Origin of the sequence: Sphingobium limneticum (assembly GCF_008710165.1) — a bacterium.
Classification (GTDB): Bacteria; Pseudomonadota; Alphaproteobacteria; order Sphingomonadales; family Sphingomonadaceae; genus Sphingobium; species Sphingobium limneticum.
The window spans coordinates 103,531-124,936 of the sequence record NZ_VYQA01000015.1 but is presented as its reverse complement, the minus strand read 5'-3'; the positions used below and the strand labels follow the sequence as shown (position 1 = coordinate 124,936).

Below are 21,406 nucleotides of genomic sequence, written 5' to 3'. Positions count from 1 at the left end.
ACTATGTCGAAGATCGCGCTGTTGCGCACCGGTGTCGCGCCGGCAATTCTGGGTGCGGCGCTCCTCTCCACTTCTGTCATGGCACAGGAAACCGAAGCTGGCGCAGCCGCTTCGGATGACGTCATCGTCGTCACCGGTTCGCGTATCGCGCGCCGTAACCTCGACACGCCGGCACCGATCGCCGTCGTGGGCCAGGAAGAGTTCAAGCTGTCGGGCACCGTCAACGTCGAGCAGGTGATAAATACCCTGCCGCAGGTAATTCCGGGCACGACCTCCTTCTCGAATAACCCGGGTGGCGGCGTTTCGACGCTCAACCTGCGTGGCCTGGGCGACACCCGCACCATGGTGCTGGTCAACGGCCGCCGCTGGATGTTCTATGATGCGTCGCAGCTGGTCGATCTCAACACCATCCCGACCTTCCTGTTGCAGGACGTCAATGTCGTGACCGGCGGCGCGTCCGCAGTTTACGGTTCGGACGCTCTGGCGGGCGTCGTGGACTTCACCCTGCGCAAGAATCTGGTCGGCGTCGAAGCCGGTGCCCAGTATAATATCACTGGTGAAGGCGACGGTCGTCGCTACGAAGCCTATATCGCGTTCGGCACTGAGCTAGGCGATGGTCGTGGCCACGCCACCGTGTACGGCGAATATTACAACCGTTCGTCGATCATGCAGAGCGGTCGGGGCTTCTCCTTCGAAGCCCTCGGTGAAAATGCCGATTCAACCGGCCTGATCCCGGGTGGTTCCTCTACCACGCCGAACGGCCGCTTCACCTCGACCCGGCCTGCGGCCAGCTGCCCCACCGGCAATGTCTTCTGTTCGCCTGGCGCCTATTTCACCGCTCCCGGCGTCAGCCGTCGGCGCGTCGCCACCGACCTTTATAACTATGCCCCCGACAACTATCTGATGGTGCCGCAGGAGCGCTATTTGATGGGCGGCTATGCCGACTATGAAGTCGTCGATGGCCACACCGCCTATACGGAAGTGACCTTCGTCAACAACCGCGTCGCCAACGAACTGGCAGCAACGCCAGTGACCGGCACGTTCAACGTCAACATCAATGCTGTGTCGCCCTTCCTGTCGGCCGGCGATATCGCTGCTCTGCGTCAGCTCGACACCGCCGGCACCGGCGTGGTTCCGCTGACGATCCAGCGCCGTGTCAACGAAACCGGTTCGCGCAACTCGCTCGACGAACGCAACGCCTTCCGCTTCCTGGTCGGCATGCGTGGCGCCGTTACCGACGCCATCAACTATGACGTCTATTACAGCTATGCGCGTACCCGCAATTCGAACATCCAGGCAGGCAACATCTCGCGTTCGGCCTTCCAGCGCGGTCTGGACGGCACCGATCCGGCGATCAACATCTTCGGTCCGGGCACGCTGACGCCTGCAATGGTCGATCAAATCACCATTCTCGCGCAGAATGGCGATGTATCGACCTTGCAGGTAGCCAACGCATCCCTCTCCGGCTCGCTGTTCAACACTGGCATGGGCGCCGATGACGTCGGTTTCGCCTTCGGTGGCGAATATCGCAAGATGGCTTCGCAGTTCATCCCCGACACCGCCCTGTCCTCGGGCGACGTGATCGGCTTCAACGCGGGCGATCCGACTGCCGGTTCGTACAATGTGAAGGAACTGTTCGCAGAACTTCGCGTGCCGATCGCGGCGCACCAGCCGGGCATCGAACTGCTGGAAGTGACCGGTGCCGGTCGCTATTCCGACTATTCGCTGGGTAATGTCGGTTCCGTGTGGACCTATGCGGCCGGTGCAACCTACGCCCCGATCCGCGACATCACTTTCCGCGGTCAGTATGCACGAGCCGTTCGCGCCCCGAACGTCAGCGAACTGTTCGGTGGTCAGGCAGTCGGCTTCCCGCAAGCAGCCGACCCCTGCGCGGCAGCTTCGGCAGCCACCGACCCGACGATCCGCGCACTCTGCATTGCTAGCGGCGTGCCGGCTAGCGCCGTGGGCACTGCAGGCCTGCAGATCAACCCGCAGATTCAGGGCTTGTTTGGCGGTAACCCGAACCTGCGTGAAGAAACTTCGGACTCCTACACGGCTGGCGTCGTGCTGCGTCCGAGCTTCATTCCTGGCCTGTCGATCACGGCCGACTGGTACAATATCAAGGTCAAGAACTCGATCGCGACCTTCGGTGGCGGCCTCGGCAATGCGCTGGACCTGTGCTATAACCAGATCCAGGACATCAACAGCCCCTACTGCCAGGCGTTCGTCGGTTCGCGTAACGCTCTGGGCCAGTTCGATGGCGAAATACCGCCGGCGATCCTGAATGCCAATATCGGCAAACTGGAAGTCGAAGGCATCGACGTCGAGCTGAACTACTCGAAGCCGCTCGACTTCGCCCTGGTTGGCGATGGCCAGTCGCGCATCAGCTTCAACTTCATGGGCACCTACACGCTCAAGAACAACATCACGCCGGTGGCTGACCTTCCTGATCAGGTGAACGAATGCGCCGGCCGCTTCGGCACGCTGGCATGCGGCAACCCGACGCCCAAGTACAAGTGGACGACCCGCTTGTCGTGGGTCGACGGTCCGCTGACCTCCAGCCTGCGCTGGCGTCACCTGTCGTCGGTTCGTGACGACGATGACTCTTCGCTCTACTTCGTCGAGAAGATCCCGTCCTACGACCAGTTCGACCTCAGCTTCTCGCTGGACGTGACGGAAACCTTCAACATGTCGCTGGGCATGAACAACATGTTCGACAAGAAGCCCAAGATCCTGGGCCTCAACCAGGAACAGGCTAACACCTATCCGGGTACCTACGACGTGCTGGGTCGCGACTTCTTCGTGTCGGGTCGTCTGAAGTTCTGATCTCGATTATTCCAAAAAACAGAAAGGGCGGCGAGCAATCGCCGCCCTTTTTTTGTCTGGCGAACCGATCTGTCATGGTTGAAAGCCGGCAAGTGTTTTGCATTCGCAAAAGATGATGCGAGGCGGTCAGACCGATATTGGACAGGCCCCGATCAGCGCTTGAGCGCAACGTCGAAGGCAATAGTCATACGCTCGCCCTGCGAGAAAGGCCGCGTGCCGTGGTAGAGCGTGCTCGGAAACAGAGCGCAATGGCCGACGACCGGCTCGATGACGCGGAGGGGCGGCAGGTTCAGCCGCAGATCGCGAGGAGAGCGGCCCAATTCCAGTGCGCCCGGCAGATCACAGGCCTCATTCACCCCGATTCTCGGCAGGACCAGGTAGAAGGCCGACGATATCACGCCCTGCTGGTGGATATGTTCATTATGATGGCCAGCCCGCTGCGCGCGGATTGACCAACTGCCGGTGACCGTCCAGTCCCGGTCACGGTGCCGCAGCAGCGGATGCGTGGGGTCTGGAGGGGGCAACGCCACGCGATAGGTTTGCAACATGCGTTCGACGTGCTGACTCAACAAAGCGATATCCGGCTCGATCCGGTCGAACAAAGCGCCGCGCGTCTGCGTGCCGGCCCGGATGGATTGCCCTAGCGGCGTGCTGCCCTGATCATGCAACTGGTGCAGCAAATCGACGATATGCGTCATGGCTTCATCGGGCATGTCGGCGGAGCGCAATTGCACCAGCCCGTCCTGGCCATGAAGCCAGACACTGCGCGGATCATCCATCAGGCGCCAAGCCAGATCACGCAGTGCCCACGCTGGTATTGAATCCGGCTGCTGATCCAGAACCTGCGATAGCAGCCGGTCGGCATGATCGGGCGCCCGTAGCCGCAACCGGTGTCGCGCCTCATGCAAACAGCGCTGCGTATCCTGAATGGCCAGACTGGCGAAAATTCGATCGGCGTGTTCATCATCGCCGGCGCTTCCGGCATAGACCGCTTCGGCAAGGCGCAAATCCTGCGCATCGGACAGCCGGTTTGCACCATCCCCTGCGATGACCGCCGCCTCAGCATGACGATCCACGCCTGCCAACGCCTCGCACCAAGCTAGGATCAGCGCCTTGTCATCGGGGCGCTGCCGGGCGGCCAAAGCGTAGGGCCGCGAGAAGCCGTCGGTATCGCCCCGCGCCCAATGTAGCTCCGCCACGAATTGCAGTGCATCGGTCCAGCCGGGGGCCTGCTGATTGAGGGCTAGGCCGATTTCGAGCGCGCGATCGGACTGGCCGTCCCTGTCCAGAGCTTGAGCATAGCCCAGCCAGGCATGCGCATCGCCCTGCTGACTCGAAAGCAGTCGTTCAAACTGGTTTACCGCATCGACCTCCCCGCGCTCCAAGGATATGCGAGCGCGACCATGCCGGGCGCGCTGGTGTCCAGGATCGAGGAGCAGGCAACGGTCATAGCTTACAGATGCGTCCACAATCAGGCCGGCTTCACGCTCGATCGACGCTCTCACCGCCCAATAGCGGGCATAGGTCCGAAAAGCTGCCTCGCCTTCCATTAGCCCTGCCAGGGCCTCACCGCTCCGATCGAGGCGAGACAGCGCTAGCGCACGGTTAAGCAGCGCCTCCATATCGCGCGGCGCAAGACGCACCGCCTCTTCGAAATAGGCAAGAGCGCCTTGATGATCGTCCAGGCTGAAAAGAAAATTGCCGGCGCTGTTGAACAAAGCGCCATTGCGGGGCGACTGCCCTAACGCGTCGCGATAGAGCTGTCGCGCGGCAATGTCGTGACCAGCGGCCGTCAACTGCCGGGCACGATTGCGGAGAGCGCCAATGTCCAACACCGCCATCAGTCGCGGAACCAGCCAGTGATGGCGACGCGGCCGACCGGGGCGAAAGGCGGGACATAGCTGACCTGATGCGGTTGTGGCACGCGCAGCAGGTTGAGGCTGTTGAAGCGCGGCAACCAGCCTTCTATAATATCCCCGTCGTCGTTCAGAAAATTGAGATAACCGCCCCAGTCTGGTTTCCAGCCGGGATCGGAGAAGTTGAGTACATAGGCAACGCGCCACCGTTCTTCCCGATGGCTGTCATTATGTACCGATAGAAAGTCGCCGGGGCCAAACAAGGTCGCCTGCGCATCCGCCTTAGTGAGGCTCGCTATGCCGGTGATCGCCCGCACCAGATTGATGAACGGGTCGGCGTTGATATATTCCAGCAGAAAATCATGCGGACTGTCAGGCGCCCATTTTTCCAGATAGGCGGTCAGGATCGGATATTGGCTGAACTGTACCGCATAATCGCCTGCAGCGGCCGCCCGTTGGATGCTCAGGCCCAACGCTTGTCGCTTCGCCGGCTCGATGGCCGCGACTTGATGACGGCGCAGCATCAGAGGCGGTTCCGTTCCCACCTGGCAAGCCAAGCCCCAGGTCGTCTCCTGTTGCAATATGCGGCGGACCGCCTGCGCGGTCTGTGGGGTCAGGATGTTGCGGACCTGCACACGTCCATCCCGCGCGAAACGGTTGCTGAGAGCGGCAATATCAAGGGCCGGATTGAGATCGAACAGGGCAACGGTCATGCTTGGCATGTATCATCGAAAAAGGCCGCGACCATAAGCATCTTTCCCAATCCACTTGAATATGTCAGACGCCCGCCATGCAGCGATTTCCAACCCTAGCGCTTAATCCCAAGCTGGATGTAGCCATGTTCCGCGATATCTACGCGCGGACCGGCCGGGTCACCATTCGCGATTGGTTGTCTACCGATGTGGCGGCAATGCTGGCTGCGATGCTGCGAGGACGGTCCGATTGGCGCCAGATACTGAACAGCGGGGACAAGACTATGGAACTGACGCGCGATGCGCGCGGGCAGTTGTCGTCGGCACAGCAGGCCACCCTGGACGAGGCTGTATATGGCGCGGCGCGCTACGGGTTCCAATATCGCTACGAGAGCATTCGTGTGCCTGATGCCGCAGCAGAGCGGGCGGCGAGCGTCGATGCGCTCTGCCGCTTCGCAGAATGGATGTCGAGCGAGACAGTCTGCGCCCTGTTCCGTGAGATCACGCAACATGACGACATATGCTTTGCCGACGCACAAGCGACGGCCTATTCTCCTGGCGATTTCTTGACGGGACATGACGATGCCGTCGAAGGCAAGAACCGGCGCACCGCTTATGTAATGGGCTTGACCGCTCAATGGCGTCCGGAATGGGGTGGGTTGTTGTTGTTCCACGATAGCGAAGAGATCACCGAAGCGCGTCCACCGCAATATAACGCGCTAAACCTGTTCCGCGTGCCGCAAGTCCATAGCGTGACCGAGGTAACGAAAGCCGCAGCATATCGCCGCTATGCGATCACCGGATGGTTGAGAAGTCAACGGCCCTGACATGACCAACATTCGCGATATCGTGGCGGACCCGCATTTTATGCCAGTGGGCATCACACCCGACCTGTGCAAGATCCGCTTTGCTCGGGTTCAGCCTGATACCGTCCGGACACAACCCTTTCTGGATGGACGGACCCCCTTCACCGAAGGGCCGGAAATCCTGTTGCCTGTCGACGAGATCGCAGCCGAACTGGCAAGCCGCCCGGATATCTGCACCCCAACCATCCTGCATGTGTCCTTCTGCGGATCGACCCTGTTGTCTAGCCTGCTCGACATACCCGGCCAGTCGTTGGGACTGCGCGAACCAGCAGTACAGATCGGCCTGGCCGATGCGGTAGTCGCCCATCCCAGCAAGGTGCGTGAGATCGCGTATGTGATCGAGGCGCTGCTAGGCCGTGCGATCGAGGGGCAGCAGACAGTCATCAAGCCTACAAACTGGGCCAACAACCTGCTGCCTGCATGGAACGAACGCCGCTCGATCAACCCCGTCTTCATGGTGATAGCTCCCAGACCGTTCCTTCGAGCGGTATTTCGTGGGGGGCGCGACCGGCTGACCTATACGATGCGGACTGTCCAGCACCTGGCGCCCGGATTGAACGACGGATTGCGCCGAATAGCGAAGGCTGCCGGATCGACCGCGGACCCTTTGCAACAGGCGGCAAGGTTGACCTTGCTCGCTTTATCCTTCCAATTGTTGATCTTCGAGGAGGCGCGCAGCAAGGGGGGGTGGGCGGCGAACCGAATCATCGCCTTTAGCGAATTACACAACGACCCGGTCAGCACCGCCACGCGCACCGCACAGCTGCTGCATCTGGACATCAACCCCGCCATGATCGCCAATCACTCGGACGGCGTATTAGCGCGCAATGCCAAGTCCCCCGATCGGCAGTTTCACCCCAACGACGAAGCCGAGAATAATCGGGTGATCGAGCAGCATCACGGCCGCACCTTCGACCAGGCCCTGGAATGGGCCTATGCCGAAGGCTTGTATCTGATCATCGACGGCTAGCCCACACTGAGCGCCAGCGCGCCGTCGCCATCTTCTACCTTCACCGTCGATCCGTCCGGCACATCGCCGCGCAGGATGAGGTCGGCGAGCGGGTCTTGCAGATAGCGTTGGACCGCGCGCTTCAGCGGGCGGGCGCCATAGACAGGGTCGTAACCGACCCGGCCGAGCCATGCGCGCGCGCCTTCGGTCAGGTCGAGGACGATCTTGCGATCCTTGAGCAGCTTGCCGATGCGGGCGACCTGGATGTCCACGATCGGCGCCATATGGGCCGCGCCCAGACGGTGGAACAGGATCACCTCGTCCAGGCGGTTCAGGAATTCCGGGCGGAAATGGCCCCGCACGATGTCCATCACCTGATCCTCGACCTTCTCCACCGGTTCGTCGTCGGCCAGGCCGGTCAGATATTGGCTGCCCAGATTCGACGTCAGCACGATGATCGTGTTGGTGAAATCGACCGTGCGCCCCTGCCCGTCGGTCAGGCGGCCGTCGTCCAGCACCTGAAGCAGGATGTTGAACACGTCGCCATGCGCCTTTTCGACTTCATCGAACAGGACCACCTGATAGGGGCGGCGGCGGACGGCTTCGGTCAGGACGCCGCCTTCCTCATAGCCGACATAGCCCGGAGGTGCGCCGATCAGGCGCGCGACGCTGTGCTTCTCCATGAATTCGCTCATGTCGATGCGCACCATTGCTGAGTCATCGTCGAACAGGAATCCGGCCAGCGCCTTGGTCAGCTCCGTCTTGCCGACGCCTGTGGGGCCTAGGAAGAGGAAGGAACCGAGCGGGCGGTTGGGATCTTGCAGGCCGGCGCGGCTGCGGCGCACGGCGGTCGATACGGCCTTGACCGCATCGGCCTGTCCGATGACGCGCTTGCCCAGCGTTTCTTCCATCGCCAGCAGCTTTTCGCGCTCGCCGGTCAGCATCCGCTCGACCGGGATGCCGGTCCAGCGAGCGACGACGCCGGCGATGTCTTCGGCCGTCACTTCCTCGCGCAGCATCGCGCCTTCCGAGGCGGTTGCCGCTTCGGCCAGCCGCTTTTCGAGCGCAGGGATGGTGCCGTAGGAGAGTTCGCTCATCTTCGCGAGGTCGCCGGCGCGCTGGGCCTGTTCCAGCTCCAGCCGGGCGGCGTCGAGTTGCTCCTTGACCTTGGCTTCGCCGGCGATCTTGTCCTTTTCCGACTGCCAGCGGGTGGTGAGCGCGGCGGATTGCTCCTCCAGATTGGCGAGATCTTCCTGCAAGGCGTCGAGCCGGTCGGCCGAGGCCTTGTCGGTTTCCTTCTTCAGCGCCTCCCGCTCGATCTTGAGCTGGATGATGCGGCGGTCGAGATTTTCAATCTCTTCGGGCTTGGACTCCACCTCCATGCGCAGGCGGCTGGCGGCCTCGTCCATCAGGTCGATCGCCTTGTCGGGCAGGAAGCGGTCGGTGATGTAGCGGTTGCTGAGCGTCGCCGCGCTGACCAGCGCGCCGTCGGTGATGCGGACGCCGTGATGGAGTTCGTACTTCTCCTTCAGGCCGCGCAGGATGGAGATGGTATCCTCCACCGTCGGTTCGCCGACGAAGACGGGCTGGAACCGCCGCTGGAGCGCGGGGTCTTTTTCCACATATTTGCGATATTCGTCGAGCGTGGTCGCGCCGATGCAATGGAGTTCGCCACGCGCGAGGGCGGGTTTCAGCAGATTGCCGGCATCCATGGCGCCTTCGGATTTGCCCGCGCCGATGAGCGTGTGCATTTCGTCGATGAAGAGGATGACCTGACCGTCCGCGCCCTTCACCTCGTCCAGCACGCCTTTCAGGCGCTCCTCAAACTCGCCGCGATATTTGGCGCCGGCGATCAGCGATCCCATGTCGAGCGCCATCAGAGTGCGGTCTTTGAGCGTATCGGGCACATCGCCATTGGCGATGCGCAGCGCCATGCCTTCGGCGATCGCAGTCTTGCCGACGCCGGGGTCCCCGATCAGGACCGGGTTATTCTTGGTCCGGCGGGCGAGAATCTGGATGGTGCGGCGGATTTCCTCATCGCGGCCGATGACCGGGTCAAGCTTGCCCGCACGCGCCGCTTCGGTCAGGTCGCGGGCGAATTTCTTGAGCGCGTCATAACGATCCTCCGCGCCCGCCGTGTCGGCGGTGCGACCGCCGCGCAAGGCATTGATCGCAGCGTTGAGCGCTTCGGGCTTCACACCGGCGGCGGCCAGCGCCTTGCCCGCCGTCGTGGTGGTGGCGAGCGTCAGGGCGAGCAGCAGCCGTTCGACGGTGACGAAACTGTCGCCCGCCTTGGTCGCGACCTGCTCGGCACTGTCGAGGACGCGCACGGCATCATTGTCGAGGCCGGGCGTCTGTTGCGCGCCGCTGCCGGAAACGGCCGGGACTTTGGCCAATGCAGCATCGGTGTCGCGCAGCGCAACTTCGGCAGAACCGCCCGCCGCCTTGATCAGGCCGGACGCCATACCCTGCTGATCCTCCAGCAGGGCCTTTAACAGATGTTCCGGGCCGATCCGCTGATGGCTCATGCGGATCGCCACGGTTTGCGCCGACTGAAGAAAGCCCTTGGCGCGATCGGTGAATTTTTCGAGGTTCATGTGCATCCACTCACATTAGATGCTGGCGATGTAGTGTTGCTCAAAAACCACACAAGGGGCGATCTATAATTTCCTTATCTGGTCGCCTTCTCCGCCTGCGGCGCGAAGAGGTCGCCGAAGAAATCCTTGGCGAACCAGCGCGGCGGCGCATCGCCATCGGCCATGGCGCGGGTGATGCGGTAATTGGCCTCGGCAAAGCGGGCGCCGGCATTCCAGTCGATCTTTTGCATCATATCGTCGCCGGGATGATGATAGGCGCCGCCCAGAAACTCGCCCCAGGCCTTTTCACCGCCATTGGCATAGCCGGTGGCGAGGAAGACGGCGGGCACGCCCTGCTTCACGAACATATAATGGTCGGAGCGCACGAAGATCGTCTCCTGCGGCATTGGGTCGGGCGCGAGCTTTACGTCCATCGGCGCGACCGCCTTGGCCACGATCGGGCCGAGGGTCGAATGGTCGGCACCGAAGGCGATGACGTCGGTGAAGGGATAGAGCAGCAACGGCATGTCGAGATCGACATTACCGACGATCTGCTTGACGGGGACGGTGGGGTGGCGGGCGAAATAGTCGGCGCCCAGTAGCCCCTTCTCCTCCGCCGTGGAGGCAAGGAAGATGATCGAGCGGCGCGGCTTGTCCGGCGATTGCGCCATGGCGCGGGCGACCTCCAACATGGTCGCGATGCCGGCGCCATTGTCCAGCGCGCCATTGTTGATCCGGTCCCTATTACCAGATTCGTCGGCCGCATCGCCCGCTTTGGCGGGGCTGATACCGATATGGTCGAGATGGGCGGAGAGGACGACATATTCGTCCTTCAGCTTGGGGTCGCTGCCGGGCAGAATGGCGACGACATTGGGGCTGGTGACGCGCTGGCTGACCGTGTCGGCCTTGATCGTCACACTGGTCTTGAGCGCGAAGCCTTTGGGCTTGCCGCCTGCCTTGTCGGCGGCCTTACGGATCGCGGCGATGGTCGTGGGTGCGCCGGCGAACACGGCCTGCGCCGCCGGGTCGTTCAACATCGCGGACGCGCGCAGGCCCGGCGCGGCGTTGAAGGGGACGCCTTCGGGCGATACCCAAGTGAAATCGGGTTCGTCGGCGAACTGTACCATGCGCGCCCAGGGGCGGGCCTTGGCCGATTGGAGCGTGTTGAGCGCTATCATGCCGATCGCACCATGGGATTCGGCGACCTTGCCCTTGGTGGCAGACAGGTGCGCGCCCTCTTCGCTCGGCAGCCCCTTGGGATAGCCGCGCAGGGTGACGACGATCTTCCCCTTCACGTCGAGGCCGGCATAGTCGTTCAGGCCAAGCCGCGCATTTTCAAGGCCGAAACCGACGAAGACGAGCGGCGCCGTGACGTCAAGATGCGGTTGATCGGCATTGATGCCGACGATGACGTCACCGGCATGGGTGAAGCTTTTCGCGCCGGCCGGGCCGGTGACGGTCAGGGTCGCGGGGGTCTTGCCGAACTCGGTCTTCTGGAAGGTGATGCGCTGGAGCCAAGTCCCCTTATCGCCGGCGGGCTTGAGGCCAAGGCCGTCAAACTGGCTGGCGACGTAGCGGGCGGCGATTTCATGCCCTTCGCTGCCGGTGTCGCGCCCTTGCAGCAGGTCGTCGGCGAGAAATTCGACATGAGCGCGCATCGCTGCGGCGGTGAAGACGGGGTCGGCAGCCGACTGCGCGGAAAGGGTGGCGGGAAGGAGCAGCGCGGTCATCGCTGCCAGAGCCATGGGGGTTTTCATCGGGGATAAGGTCCACTGATTGCGGGATGGCGCGAGATTTGCCCCCGGCCCATCCACCTGTCCAGCAATAAGCGTGTTGCGATGCTAAAACGGCCCGCTATGCTGCGCCATCCATCGCGCCGGCAGCCTGTCGGTATGCGCAAATTCCCCGTTTTCATGAGGTTCTCATGGCCATTTCCCCGATGTCGCGCCGCCTGTCCCTGATGCTGGGCCTGTCGGTCCTGGCGCTTTCTCCGGTTTTGGCTCCGGTAGCTCATGCCGCCAAGCCTTCGCCTGCAGCCGCGCCCGCGCCGGTCGCCAGCCTCGTGTCGCAAGTCGATATTCCTTACGAGGAATTTACGCTGAAGAATGGGCTGCGCGTCATCGTGCATACGGACCGCAAGGCGCCGGTGGTGGCGGTGTCGGTCTGGTATCATGTGGGATCGCGCTTCGAACCGGCGGGCAAGACGGGCTTTGCCCATCTGTTCGAACATCTGATGTTCTATGGCTCCGAAAATGCCGACGGCCCCTTCTTCGGCCGACTGGAGGATATCGGCGCGACCGATTGGAACGGGACGACTTGGTTCGACCGCACCAATTATTTCGAGACGGTGCCGACCGGCGCGCTCGACCGGGCGCTGTTCCTGGAGTCCGATCGCATGGGCCACCTGCTGGGCGCCGTCACCCAGACCAAGCTGGATACGCAGCGCGGCGTGGTGCAGAATGAAAAGCGGATGGGCGAGAATGAGCCGTACGGGCTGGTCGAATATGCGCAGCTGGACGCGATGCTGCCGGAAGGGCATCCCTATCGTCATTCCACCATCGGATCGATGGCGGACCTGAATGCGGCGAGCCTGGCCGACGTCCAGAGCTGGTTCAAGACTCACTATGGGCCGAACAACGCCGTGCTGGTACTGGCGGGCGATATCGACGTCGCGACGGCCAAGGCCAAGGTCGAAAAATGGTTCGGCAATATCGCCGCCGGCCCCGCGCCCAAGGATGTTGACGCGACCGTCCCGACGTTGGGGCAGGATGTCGAGAAGGTGATGCACGACAATGTCGCGGCGACCCGTCTCTATCGCAACTGGATCGTGCCGGGCGTCAATTCGGACGAGTTGCAGCAGCTGGATCTGGCCATGACCGTGTTCGGCGGCCTGGGCTCCTCGCGGCTCGACAATGTGCTGGTGCGTGACGAGAAGGTCGCCGTGGGCGTGAAGGCCAGCATCCAGCCGTTCGAGAAATTGAGCATCGCCGAGATCACGGTGGACGTGAAGCCGGGGGCAGACCCGGTAGCGGTGGGCAAGCGGCTGGACGCGCTGCTGGCCGATTACCTCGCCAAGGGGCCGAGCGCCGACGAAGTGCTGCGCGCCGCGACGACGCAGGCGGCCGGCACGATTTCGGGGCTGGAGAAGGTCGGCGGCTTTAGCGGCAAGGCGGTGACGCTGGCCGAGGGGGCTGTCTATTCCAACGATCCGGCCAAATATAAGAAGGATCTGGCCGTCTATGCCTCGGCCACGCCGCAAAGCGTGAGCGCGGCGGCGCGCAAATGGCTGGGCCGGCCGGTGCTGCGCCTGACCGTGGCGCCGGGCGAACGTTCTGCCGCCGACAATGCGCTGGCGGGCAATGCGACGGCCGAAAATGCGAAGACGGGAGGCGCTGGACATAAGCCGGCCTTCTTCCGCAATCCCGATGCTGCCGCGCCCAAGGCCGCGACGCCGCCCGCCCCGACCAAAATCGCCGAGCCGCCGATCGAGCCAGTCAAGGATCTGGATTTCCCCGATATCGAGCATGCGACATTGAAGAACGGCATCAAGGTCGCGCTGGCGCATCGCTCGACCGTGCCGACGGTGCGGGTGTCGGTCGCCTTCGACGCGGGCAATGCCGCCGATGATCGCGCCAAGCTGGGCACGGCGGGCCTGACCGCCGCACTGCTGGACGAGGGCACGACCACCCGGTCGTCGGTTCAGATCGCCGAGGAGCAGGAGCGGCTGGGCGCGTCGATCAGCGCGGGCAACAGCATGGATCGCACCAATGTCGGCCTGTTCGCGCTCAAGCCCAATCTGGATGCGTCGCTCGGCCTGTTGGCCGATGTGATCCGCAATCCCGCGTTCGCGCCGGCAGAGGTGGAGCGGTTGCGGGGCCAGGTGCTGACCCGGATCAAGGCGGAAAAAACCGAGCCGATGGCGATCGCGCAGCGCATGCTGCCGCCTTTGCTTTATGGGCAGGCGCATCCCTATGGCATCCCCTTCACCGGGTCGGGCACGGAAAGTGGCGTCAAGGCGGTCACGCGGGCGGATCTGACGGCGTTCCACGACGCCTGGCTGCGACCCGACAATGCGACCATCTTCGTCGCGGGGGACACGACGCTGGCCGAGTTGCTGCCGCTGCTGGAAAAGCGGTTCGGCGACTGGAAGGCGCCCAAGGTCGCGAAGGGCGTCAAGACGTTCCGCATGGACCGGATGATGCGCCCGGCCAAGATCGTGCTGATCGACAAGCCGCAAAGCCCGCAGTCGCTGATCCTGGCCGGCCTGCTGACCAACAAGGCGGGCACCGACAATCCGGTGACGCTGTCGACCGCCAATGAAGTGCTGGGCGGCAGCACGACGTCGCGCCTGACCATGGACCTGCGCGAGACGAAGGGGTGGGCCTATGGCGCCGGCACCGCCCTGCCCGGCGTCAAGGAAACGATCCCGCTGCTGGTCTATGCCCCGGTGCAGACCGACAAGACCGGCGAGTCGATCATCGCCGCGCGGCAGGACATCAAGGACTATCTGACCACCAAGGGTACGACGGAGGCGGAGCGCAACCAGACGATCAACGGCCAGATCCTGTCGCTGCCTGGCAGTTTCGAAACCTCGTCCGACTTGCTGAGCGCGATGATGCGCAATGCGCTGATCGGCCGGCCGGACGATTATTATGAGACGCTGCCCAAAACCTACCGCGCCATGACCGCCGCCGACATGGACAAGGCCGCGCGCGAGGCGATCAACCCCGACCGGTTGATCTGGGTCGTGGTGGGCGACGTGAAGCTGGTGAAGCCGCAGCTTGACGCGGTCGGTCTACCGGTAGAAATGGGCACACTCGCGGATTGACGCGAACGTAAAGGAGTAGATGACATGGCAGCAGTAGATGGCGCCTATGATTGCGTGGCCAAGACGCCCATGGGCGACCAGAAGGGCGTGTTCACCGTGATCAGCAGTGGCGACCGCTTCAACGGCACCTTCGCCGGGATGATGGGGTCGCTGGACGTGGTCGATGGCAAGATCGACGGCGGCACGCTGACCTGGAAGATGGAAATGACCATGCCGATGCCGATGACGCTGGAATGCGAGGCCGAAGTGGCGGGCGATGCCATCACCGGCACGATGCAGCTGGGCGCATTCGGCGCGTCGGCCTTCAACGGTACGCGCCGGGCCTGACCCGGCATCCGGCATGGGCCGGATCGACATGATTATAAACTGGCGAGGCCCGAATCCCCGTGATTCGGGCCTCTCTGTATTTTCGGCACGGAGAATCTGAAAAGGCCGCATTGATGCAGGCAAGTGCGACAACGAGTGAGACAGCAACATTCCATTGACAAATTCCATTAGTTAGCTATCTAATGAATATGCCCTTATCGGAACCCAAACGCGCGCTGGCGCACAAGATGGCGCCTGTCGCCCGCGCCTGGCGGCAATTGGCCGACAATGTGCTGGCGGAATTCGGCGTGTCCAACAGTGCCGCCTGGTGCCTGATCCATATCGATCGACTGGGCGGCGAGGTGCGGCAGAGCGAGCTGGCCGAGTCGCTGGACATCGCCCAGCCCTCGCTGGTGCGGACGCTGGATCAGGTGCAGGCGGGCGGACTCGTACAACGGACCCCGCACCCCGACGACAAGAGATCCAACATCATCAGCCTGACCCCGACGGGGCAGGAACTGGTCGGCCGGATCGAAAGCAGGCTGGATTCCCTGCGCGTCGAATTGCTGGAGGACGTCCCCGAACAGGCGATAGAATCGGCGGTCTGGCTGCTCGACCTGTTGAGCATGAGGATCGCCGATCGACGGAGCGCTGCATGATCGGCGACCGGTTCGGAGTGCCGGCGGCGCTCTTTTCCCTCAAATGCCTGGCGGCGGCGATGCTGGCCCTGTTCGTTGCCTATAGCATCGGGCTGGAGCGGCCCTATTGGGCGTTCCTGACCAGCTATATCGTCGCCCAGCCGATGGCCGGCGCGGTGATTTCCAAGGCGGTATTCCGCGCGATCGGTACGTTGGTCGGGGCGATCTTTGCCGTGGCGATCGTGCCGCCGCTGGTCAATGCGCCCGAATTGCTGGTGCTGGCCATGGCGTCGTGGCTGGCGCTGTGCGTGTTCGTGTCGCTGCTGGACCGGACGCCGCGCGGCTATATGTTCGTGCTGGCCGGCTATACCGCGTGCCTGATCGTCTTTCCGGACGTCGACACGCCCCAGACCATCTTCACCGTCGCGGCGCTGCGCGTGCAGGAGATTTTGATCGGCATCGCCTGCGGCAGCCTGATCCATGGCGTCGTCCTGCCCGGATCCATCACCGGCGTGCTGCTGGCGCGGGTGGAATCGATGCTGCGCGATGCCGAACGCTGGACCCGCGACGCGATCGCCACCGAGCCGGTCGCCGGGCTGGACGCGGAGCGCCGCCGGCTGGCGCAGGACGTCACGGAATTGCATCAGATGTCGATCCATCTGCCCTTCGACATCAGTCGGCTGGCGCCGCGCGTGCGCACCGTCAGGGCGTTGCAGGATCAATTGTCGATGCTGTTGCCGCTGGGCGCAGCGGCGGAAGACCGGCTGGCGCAGCTGAAGGCCGCCAATGACGGCACGGTGCCGGCGCAGGTCGAAACGCTGATCGCCGATGTGCGGCTGTGGCTGGACACGCCGGTGAGCGACAATCTGGCAAGGGCGGACAATGCCCAGCGGCTGATCGATCGCTGCGTGGCGATGGAACCGGCGGCGACCCCCGACATGGGCTGGGCCGACATGATGCGCCTCAGCCTCTATGCCCGGCTCGCCACGCTGATCGCGGTGCATCGCGATTGCCGCGACCTTTATGATCAGATGGTGACGCACAGCCGCGCCGCCGTGACGCCACGCGTCGCCGAATTGCTGGAGGGGCGGCGCAACCGCGAACTGCATCGCGACTATGCCAGCGCGGCGCGCGCGGCGTTCAGCGCCTTCGTGACGATCGCGCTGGGCTGTACCATCTGGATATTGAGCGGATGGAAGGATGGCGGCAGCGCGGTGATGCTGGCCGGCGTGTTCCTGGCGCTGTTCGCGGCGGTGGACAATCCGCTGGCGCCGCTCAAAGGCTTCATGATCGGCACCGTCGCCGCTTCGGCATTGGGCGCGCTTTATGGCTATGCGATCATGCCGCGCCTCGACGGGTTCGGGCAATTGGCGCTGGCCTATTCGCCGGCCCTGCTCTTGCTGGGCGCGATGATGGCGTCGCCGCGCTGGATGGGCATTGCCCTGCCCACCTTGCTGGGGCTGGGCAGTCCGGTGCTGCTGTCGGACCATTATATCAATGCCTTTGCCAGTTATGCCAATGGCGCGGTGGCGCAGATTATCGGCATCTGGTTCGCGATCCTGATGGCCGGGCTGTTGCAGTCGGCCGGGGTCGAACGGGCGATCCGTCGCACGTTGCGGGCCGGATGGGCCGATATTGCCAATCGCGCTACACTGATGAGCCCGCCCGATGTGCGGGGATGGATCAACCGGATGCTAGACCGTATCGCCCTGCTTGCGCCGCGTTTGGCGGCGACCCGCGCCGACAGCGGCAAGCCGCTTTATGATGCCCTGCGCGACCTGCGCACCGGGGTCGCGATCGGCGAGTTGCGGCAACTCAGGCTCGACCTGCCCGCACAGGAAGGCGCGCCGCTGGCCGCCGTGCTGGGCGGGGTCAGTCGCCATTATCGCGGGCTGGACCCGGATGCGCCGGCGGCGGCCGATCCGTCGCTGCTGCACGATATCGACAGCGCGATCGCGGACCTGTCCGCCAACCCGCGCCTGTTCGTGCGCCGGGACAGCGTGCTGGGGCTGGTCAGCCTGCGCCGCAACCTGTTTCCCGACGCGGACGCCTATCGGAGGATCGCGGCATGACCGGCGAAATCGCCCTGGGCGGCGTCTATATGCCCACATTGCTCCTGTTAGGGCTGGTCGCGCTGATCCTGAGCTGGGGTCTGACCCGGCTGATCGGCGCCTTCGGCCTCTACCGCTTCCTCGCCTATCGCGCGGCGGTGGACCTCAGCCTCTTCATCCTGTTGCTGGGCGGCCTCGCCCTGCTCGTCCCCACCCTTGGAATCCGACTATGAACCGCCTGACTACGACGCTGATTCGCAGCGCCGCCACCATCATCCTCGTCATCGCCGCGGCTCTGGTCGCGATCTGGATGTGGAATCATTATGAACGCAGCCCCTGGACCCGCGACGGGCGGGTACGGTCCGACGTGGTGCGGGTGACGCCCGACATCAGCGGGCTGGTGACGTCGGTGGCGGTGCATGACAATCAGACGGTGAAGGCCGGCGACCTGCTGTTCGTGATCGATACGCCGCGTTATTCCATGGCGCTGGAGGAAGCCAGCGCCCGCATCGCCAGCGCGCAGGCGACCTTGGCGCAGGCCCGGCGGGAAGCGCGACGCGACATGGCGCTGGGCGATCTGGTGGCCGCCGAAACCCATGAGCAGAATCTGGCCAAGGTGGAGACGGCGCAGGCCGCCCTGTCCGAAGCGCTGAGCAGCCGCGATGCCGCTGCGCTGAACCTGAAGCGCACGAAAGTGGTGGCATCGGTCAATGGCGTCGTCACCAATCTGGACCTGCATCCGGGCGACTATGTCGGCGCGGGCAGCCAGGCGCTGGCCCTGATCGACAGCGATTCGGTGCGGGTCGAAGGCTATTTCGAGGAAACCAAGCTGGGGCTGATCTGCATCGGCGCGCCGGTGACGGTGCGGCTGATGGGCGAAGCGCAGGATGTGCATGGCCGGGTGGAAAGCATCGCCTTCGGCATCAATGATGACAGCCGCAGCAATAGCGGCAATTTGCTGCCCGCAGTCGAACCGACATTCAGCTGGGTGCGATTGGCGCAGCGCATCCCGGTGCGGGTGAAGATAGAGAAGGTGCCGGCCGGGCTGCGGCTGATTTCGGGCCGCACCGCGACGGTGACGGTCCAGCCGGCACAGAAGGACAAGGACGGGAAGCCGGGGGATTGCCGTCATGCGTAATCTGTCCTGCGCGCCGCTGCTGGCGCTGGCGCTGACGGCCTGTGCGACGGCCGGGCCGGATTATCATGGGCCTGAAAAGTCCGTTGCGACCGCGCCGGGCGCGACCGGGGCCTTTCATTCGGGACACGATGCGCTGTTTGCGCAGGCCGACCTGCCCGATCATTGGTGGACGCTCTATGCCGATCCGCAGCTGGACAGCCTGATCGAGCAGGCCCTGGCCGCCAATACCGATATGCGTCAGGCGGACGCCAATCTGGCCCAGGCGCAGGCCGTGCTGCTGGAGGCGGAGGCAGGGCGCACCATCAGCACCAACATCAGCGGCGGAGAGACATTGTCGCGGCCGTCGGGCGTGACCCAACATCTGCCGGGCACGATCGCCTATGATCTCGGCCTGTCGGCTTCCTACCCGCTGGACCTGAATGGCCGGATCAAGCGGGCGATCGAGGCAAGCAATGCCGATGTCGAGGCAAGCGCGGCGGCACGCGATTATGTGCGGGTCAGCGTGGCGGCGGCGACGGCCAAAGCCTATGCGCAGGTGTGCGCGGCCAATTACAGCCTGGGCGTCAATCGCAAGGTGGTGGCGTTGCAGCGCGATACCGCCAACGCCACCCGGCGGCTGGCCAAGGGCGGGCGCGGCACCGCCTTCGACGTCAGCCGGGCGCAGGCGGCGGTGGACAGCAGCGCGGCCGCCCTGCCGGCGTTCGAGGCGCAGCGGCAGAATGGCCTGTATCTACTCGCGACGTTGATGGGTCGGCCACCCGCCGATTATCCCCGTGAGGTGGAAAGTTGCGCCGCGCTACCGACGCTGAACGCGCCTTTGCCGGTGGGGGATGGTACGGCGCTGATCCGGCGGCGGCCCGACATAAGGCAGGCGGAACGAGCGATCGCCGGCGATACGGCGCGGCTGGGCGTGGCGACGGCCGATCTGTATCCGCAGGTCAGCATCGGCGGATCGGTCGGCCTGTCCGGCCCGCTCAAGGATTTCGGGTCGGGATCGGCCTTCGGCTTCAGCCTGGGGCCGCTGATCAGCTGGAGCTTCCCCAACCGGCCGGTGGTGCGGGCGCGGATCGCGCAATCGGAAGCCCGGGTGCAAGGCGATCTGGCCGGGTTCGACGGGACGGTGCTGGAAGCGCTGCGTCAGACCGAGACGGCGCTGGAAACCTATCGCCGCGATGCAGAGCGGGCGGCAGCGCTGGACCGGGCGCGGGATAGCGCAGCGCTCTCCGCCACACAGGCCGGCAAGCTGTTCCGTTTCGGACGTGGCGATTTCCTGTCGCTGCTGGATGCGCAGCGCAGTCTGGCGAGCGCGGAGGTCAGCGCCGCAACGGCGCGGACGCAGTTGGTGCAGGACCAGATTGCGCTGTTCCTGGCGCTGGGTGGCGGCTGGAAGTAAATCCGGGGCCAAGAAAAAAGGCGGGGCCTTGGGAGGCTCCGCCTTTTTGATCGCTTATCAGCTGCCGTTGGGGCCGCCGCCATTGGGGCCGGCACCGCCGCCGCCCATGCCGCCGGCGCCGACTGCGCCGATATTGCCGAAAATCTCGTCGAACAGACTGCGGTTACGGCCCAGCGTCGGGGTCTTGTCGTCCGACGGGGAGATGTGGGCGACCTGCTCCAGGCCCATGCGGTCGATCGCGGTCACATTGCCCGCCGGATCGAAGCGGACGCGCAGCACCGTCTGGTCCACCGGCTTGGGATTGGAGAAGGCCAGCGCGCGCATGTCACGCGACACATAATACCAATCCTGCTCGCCGAACTGCGACACGAAGCTGGGGCGGCCCAGCGTCCCTTCCACCGAAGCGCGATTGTCGATGCCCGGCTGAACCGAATCGACCAGCAGCTTGTCCACCGAATAGCCCTGATGCGTGCGGATGCGGGTGCAGCCCGATGCGCCCAGCACCAACGCGCTGAGGCCGACAGCGAGCAGGATGCGCCCGCGTGACGAGTGACGGCTGAACTGACGCATGAACTTCTCCTGCGGGAGCGGGCCCGCGAACCTTCAAGAAACCTGATGCCGCCATTGCATTGGGCGACGCAGCGATCAATATGGAATTGCGTAAGCTCCGGCAAGGGGCGCAAAATATCGGACGGCGCATGATGGCCCGACCCGTATATGAAAATCCGTCAATGAAAAGCTGTGATTCCATGTCTGCCTCCCCCTCCTTCCTCCAGCGCCTGTTCGGGCGCACCGATCCCAAGGAGGGGCTGCGGCCGCTCTATAACGCCGTGATCCGGGAGGGGCGGCAACCGCATTGGTATGTCGAGGGCGCGGTGCCCGACACGCTGGACGGGCGGTTCGACATGATCGTCGCGATCCTGGCGCAGGTGCTGATCCGTCTGGAGCAGCAGGCGCCGGGGCAGCGGGGCGCACAGGACAGCGTGTGGCTGACCGAATTGTTCGTCGATGACATGGACGGGCAGTTGCGGCAGGAGGGCGTGGGCGATGTCGTGGTCGGCAAGCATGTCGGCCGCATGATGAGCGCATTGGGCGGGCGGATCAGCGCCTATCGCGCAGCGTTGACGGACGACGCGGATCTGACCGAGGCGCTGCGGCGCAACCTGTATCGCGGCGCTGAGGTGAGCGAGGAGGCGCTGGCGCATGTCGAGGGCACGCTGCGGGCGCGCTGGACGCGGCTGGGCTGCCTGTCGCACGACGCGCTGCTGACCGGAGATTTAGGATGAC

At 64.1% G+C, this 21,406-nt stretch carries 16 protein-coding genes; 11 read left to right on the top strand and 5 right to left on the bottom strand.

All coding sequences use genetic code 11. The annotated features are described in order from the left end of the window. The first annotated feature begins 3 nt into the window (after window positions 1–3). On the top strand, window positions 4–2,826 hold the full coding sequence (locus F4U95_RS18280; RefSeq protein WP_150426638.1) for a TonB-dependent receptor domain-containing protein: 2,823 nt from the start codon (window positions 4–6) through the stop codon (window positions 2,824–2,826). Window positions 2,827–2,978: 152 nt separating this feature from the next. On the opposite strand, the gene F4U95_RS18275 is transcribed toward F4U95_RS18280, so the two are convergent. Together F4U95_RS18275 and F4U95_RS18270 are read right to left on the bottom strand one after the other, a co-directional pair. Then, complete coding sequence (locus F4U95_RS18275) at window positions 2,979–4,622, bottom strand: 2OG-Fe(II) oxygenase family protein (RefSeq protein WP_150443131.1); 1,644 nt, start codon at window positions 4,620–4,622, stop codon at window positions 2,979–2,981. A 44-nt stretch (window positions 4,623–4,666) separates the two neighbouring features. Then, window positions 4,667–5,395 (bottom strand): 2OG-Fe(II) oxygenase, encoded by a 729-nt coding sequence (locus tag F4U95_RS18270; protein ID WP_150426636.1) that lies wholly within the window; start codon window positions 5,393–5,395, stop codon window positions 4,667–4,669. Window positions 5,396–5,520: 125 nt separating this feature from the next. On the opposite strand from F4U95_RS18270, the gene F4U95_RS18265 reads away from it, so the two are divergent. Further along, window positions 5,521–6,201 (top strand): 2OG-Fe(II) oxygenase, encoded by a 681-nt coding sequence (locus F4U95_RS18265; RefSeq protein ID WP_246171637.1) that lies wholly within the window; start codon window positions 5,521–5,523, stop codon window positions 6,199–6,201. A gap of 1 nt (window position 6,202) precedes the next feature. Next, entirely contained in the window at window positions 6,203–7,210 is a 1,008-nt protein-coding gene (locus F4U95_RS18260) for a hypothetical protein (RefSeq protein WP_150426634.1), read from the top strand. Here F4U95_RS18260 and clpB read toward each other — a convergent pair. Together clpB and F4U95_RS18250 are read right to left on the bottom strand one after the other, a co-directional pair. After that, window positions 7,207–9,786, bottom strand: coding sequence for an ATP-dependent chaperone ClpB (gene clpB / locus F4U95_RS18255; RefSeq protein ID WP_150426633.1), 2,580 nt, complete (start codon window positions 9,784–9,786; stop codon window positions 7,207–7,209). The two genes, F4U95_RS18260 and clpB, sit on opposite strands and share 4 nt — an antisense overlap. Window positions 9,787–9,860: 74 nt before the next feature. After that, window positions 9,861–11,522, bottom strand: a complete 1,662-nt coding sequence (locus F4U95_RS18250) for a M28 family metallopeptidase (protein WP_150426632.1) — start codon at window positions 11,520–11,522, stop codon at window positions 9,861–9,863. A 167-nt stretch (window positions 11,523–11,689) separates the two neighbouring features. On the opposite strand from F4U95_RS18250, the gene F4U95_RS18245 reads away from it, so the two are divergent. From F4U95_RS18245 to F4U95_RS18215, 7 genes are all read left to right on the top strand, one after another. Then, window positions 11,690–14,593 (top strand): M16 family metallopeptidase, encoded by a 2,904-nt coding sequence (locus F4U95_RS18245; RefSeq protein WP_150426631.1) that lies wholly within the window; start codon window positions 11,690–11,692, stop codon window positions 14,591–14,593. A gap of 24 nt (window positions 14,594–14,617) precedes the next feature. Beyond that, window positions 14,618–14,920, top strand: coding sequence for a hypothetical protein (locus F4U95_RS18240; RefSeq protein ID WP_120251313.1), 303 nt, complete (start codon window positions 14,618–14,620; stop codon window positions 14,918–14,920). Between the two features lie 188 nt (window positions 14,921–15,108). Next, a complete protein-coding gene (locus tag F4U95_RS18235; RefSeq protein ID WP_150426650.1) occupies window positions 15,109–15,558 on the top strand; it encodes a MarR family winged helix-turn-helix transcriptional regulator in 450 nt (149 codons plus the stop codon). Further along, on the top strand, window positions 15,555–17,609 hold the full coding sequence (locus tag F4U95_RS18230) for an FUSC family protein (protein ID WP_150426630.1): 2,055 nt from the start codon (window positions 15,555–15,557) through the stop codon (window positions 17,607–17,609). Before F4U95_RS18235 ends, F4U95_RS18230 begins: the two co-directional genes overlap by 4 nt. After that, entirely contained in the window at window positions 17,606–17,821 is a 216-nt protein-coding gene (locus F4U95_RS18225; RefSeq protein WP_120251316.1) for a DUF1656 domain-containing protein, read from the top strand. The genes F4U95_RS18230 and F4U95_RS18225 overlap by 4 nt, the downstream gene beginning before the upstream one ends. Beyond that, window positions 17,818–18,726, top strand: a complete 909-nt coding sequence (locus F4U95_RS18220) for an efflux RND transporter periplasmic adaptor subunit (RefSeq protein WP_120251317.1) — start codon at window positions 17,818–17,820, stop codon at window positions 18,724–18,726. Before F4U95_RS18225 ends, F4U95_RS18220 begins: the two co-directional genes overlap by 4 nt. Then, window positions 18,719–20,119: an efflux transporter outer membrane subunit gene (locus tag F4U95_RS18215; RefSeq protein ID WP_150426629.1), complete on the top strand. Its 1,401-nt coding sequence runs from the start codon at window positions 18,719–18,721 to the stop codon at window positions 20,117–20,119. Before F4U95_RS18220 ends, F4U95_RS18215 begins: the two co-directional genes overlap by 8 nt. Window positions 20,120–20,176: 57 nt before the next feature. On the opposite strand, the gene F4U95_RS18210 is transcribed toward F4U95_RS18215, so the two are convergent. Next, window positions 20,177–20,689 (bottom strand): outer membrane protein assembly factor BamE, encoded by a 513-nt coding sequence (locus F4U95_RS18210; protein WP_150426628.1) that lies wholly within the window; start codon window positions 20,687–20,689, stop codon window positions 20,177–20,179. Window positions 20,690–20,868: 179 nt separating this feature from the next. Here F4U95_RS18210 and F4U95_RS18205 point away from each other — a divergent pair, with 179 nt between their 5' ends. Beyond that, window positions 20,869–21,405 carry a ubiquinol-cytochrome C chaperone family protein gene (locus tag F4U95_RS18205; RefSeq protein ID WP_150426627.1) on the top strand — a complete coding sequence of 179 codons (537 nt, stop codon included), beginning with the start codon at window positions 20,869–20,871 and terminating at the stop codon, window positions 21,403–21,405. The last annotated feature ends 1 nt before the right edge of the window (window position 21,406 follow it).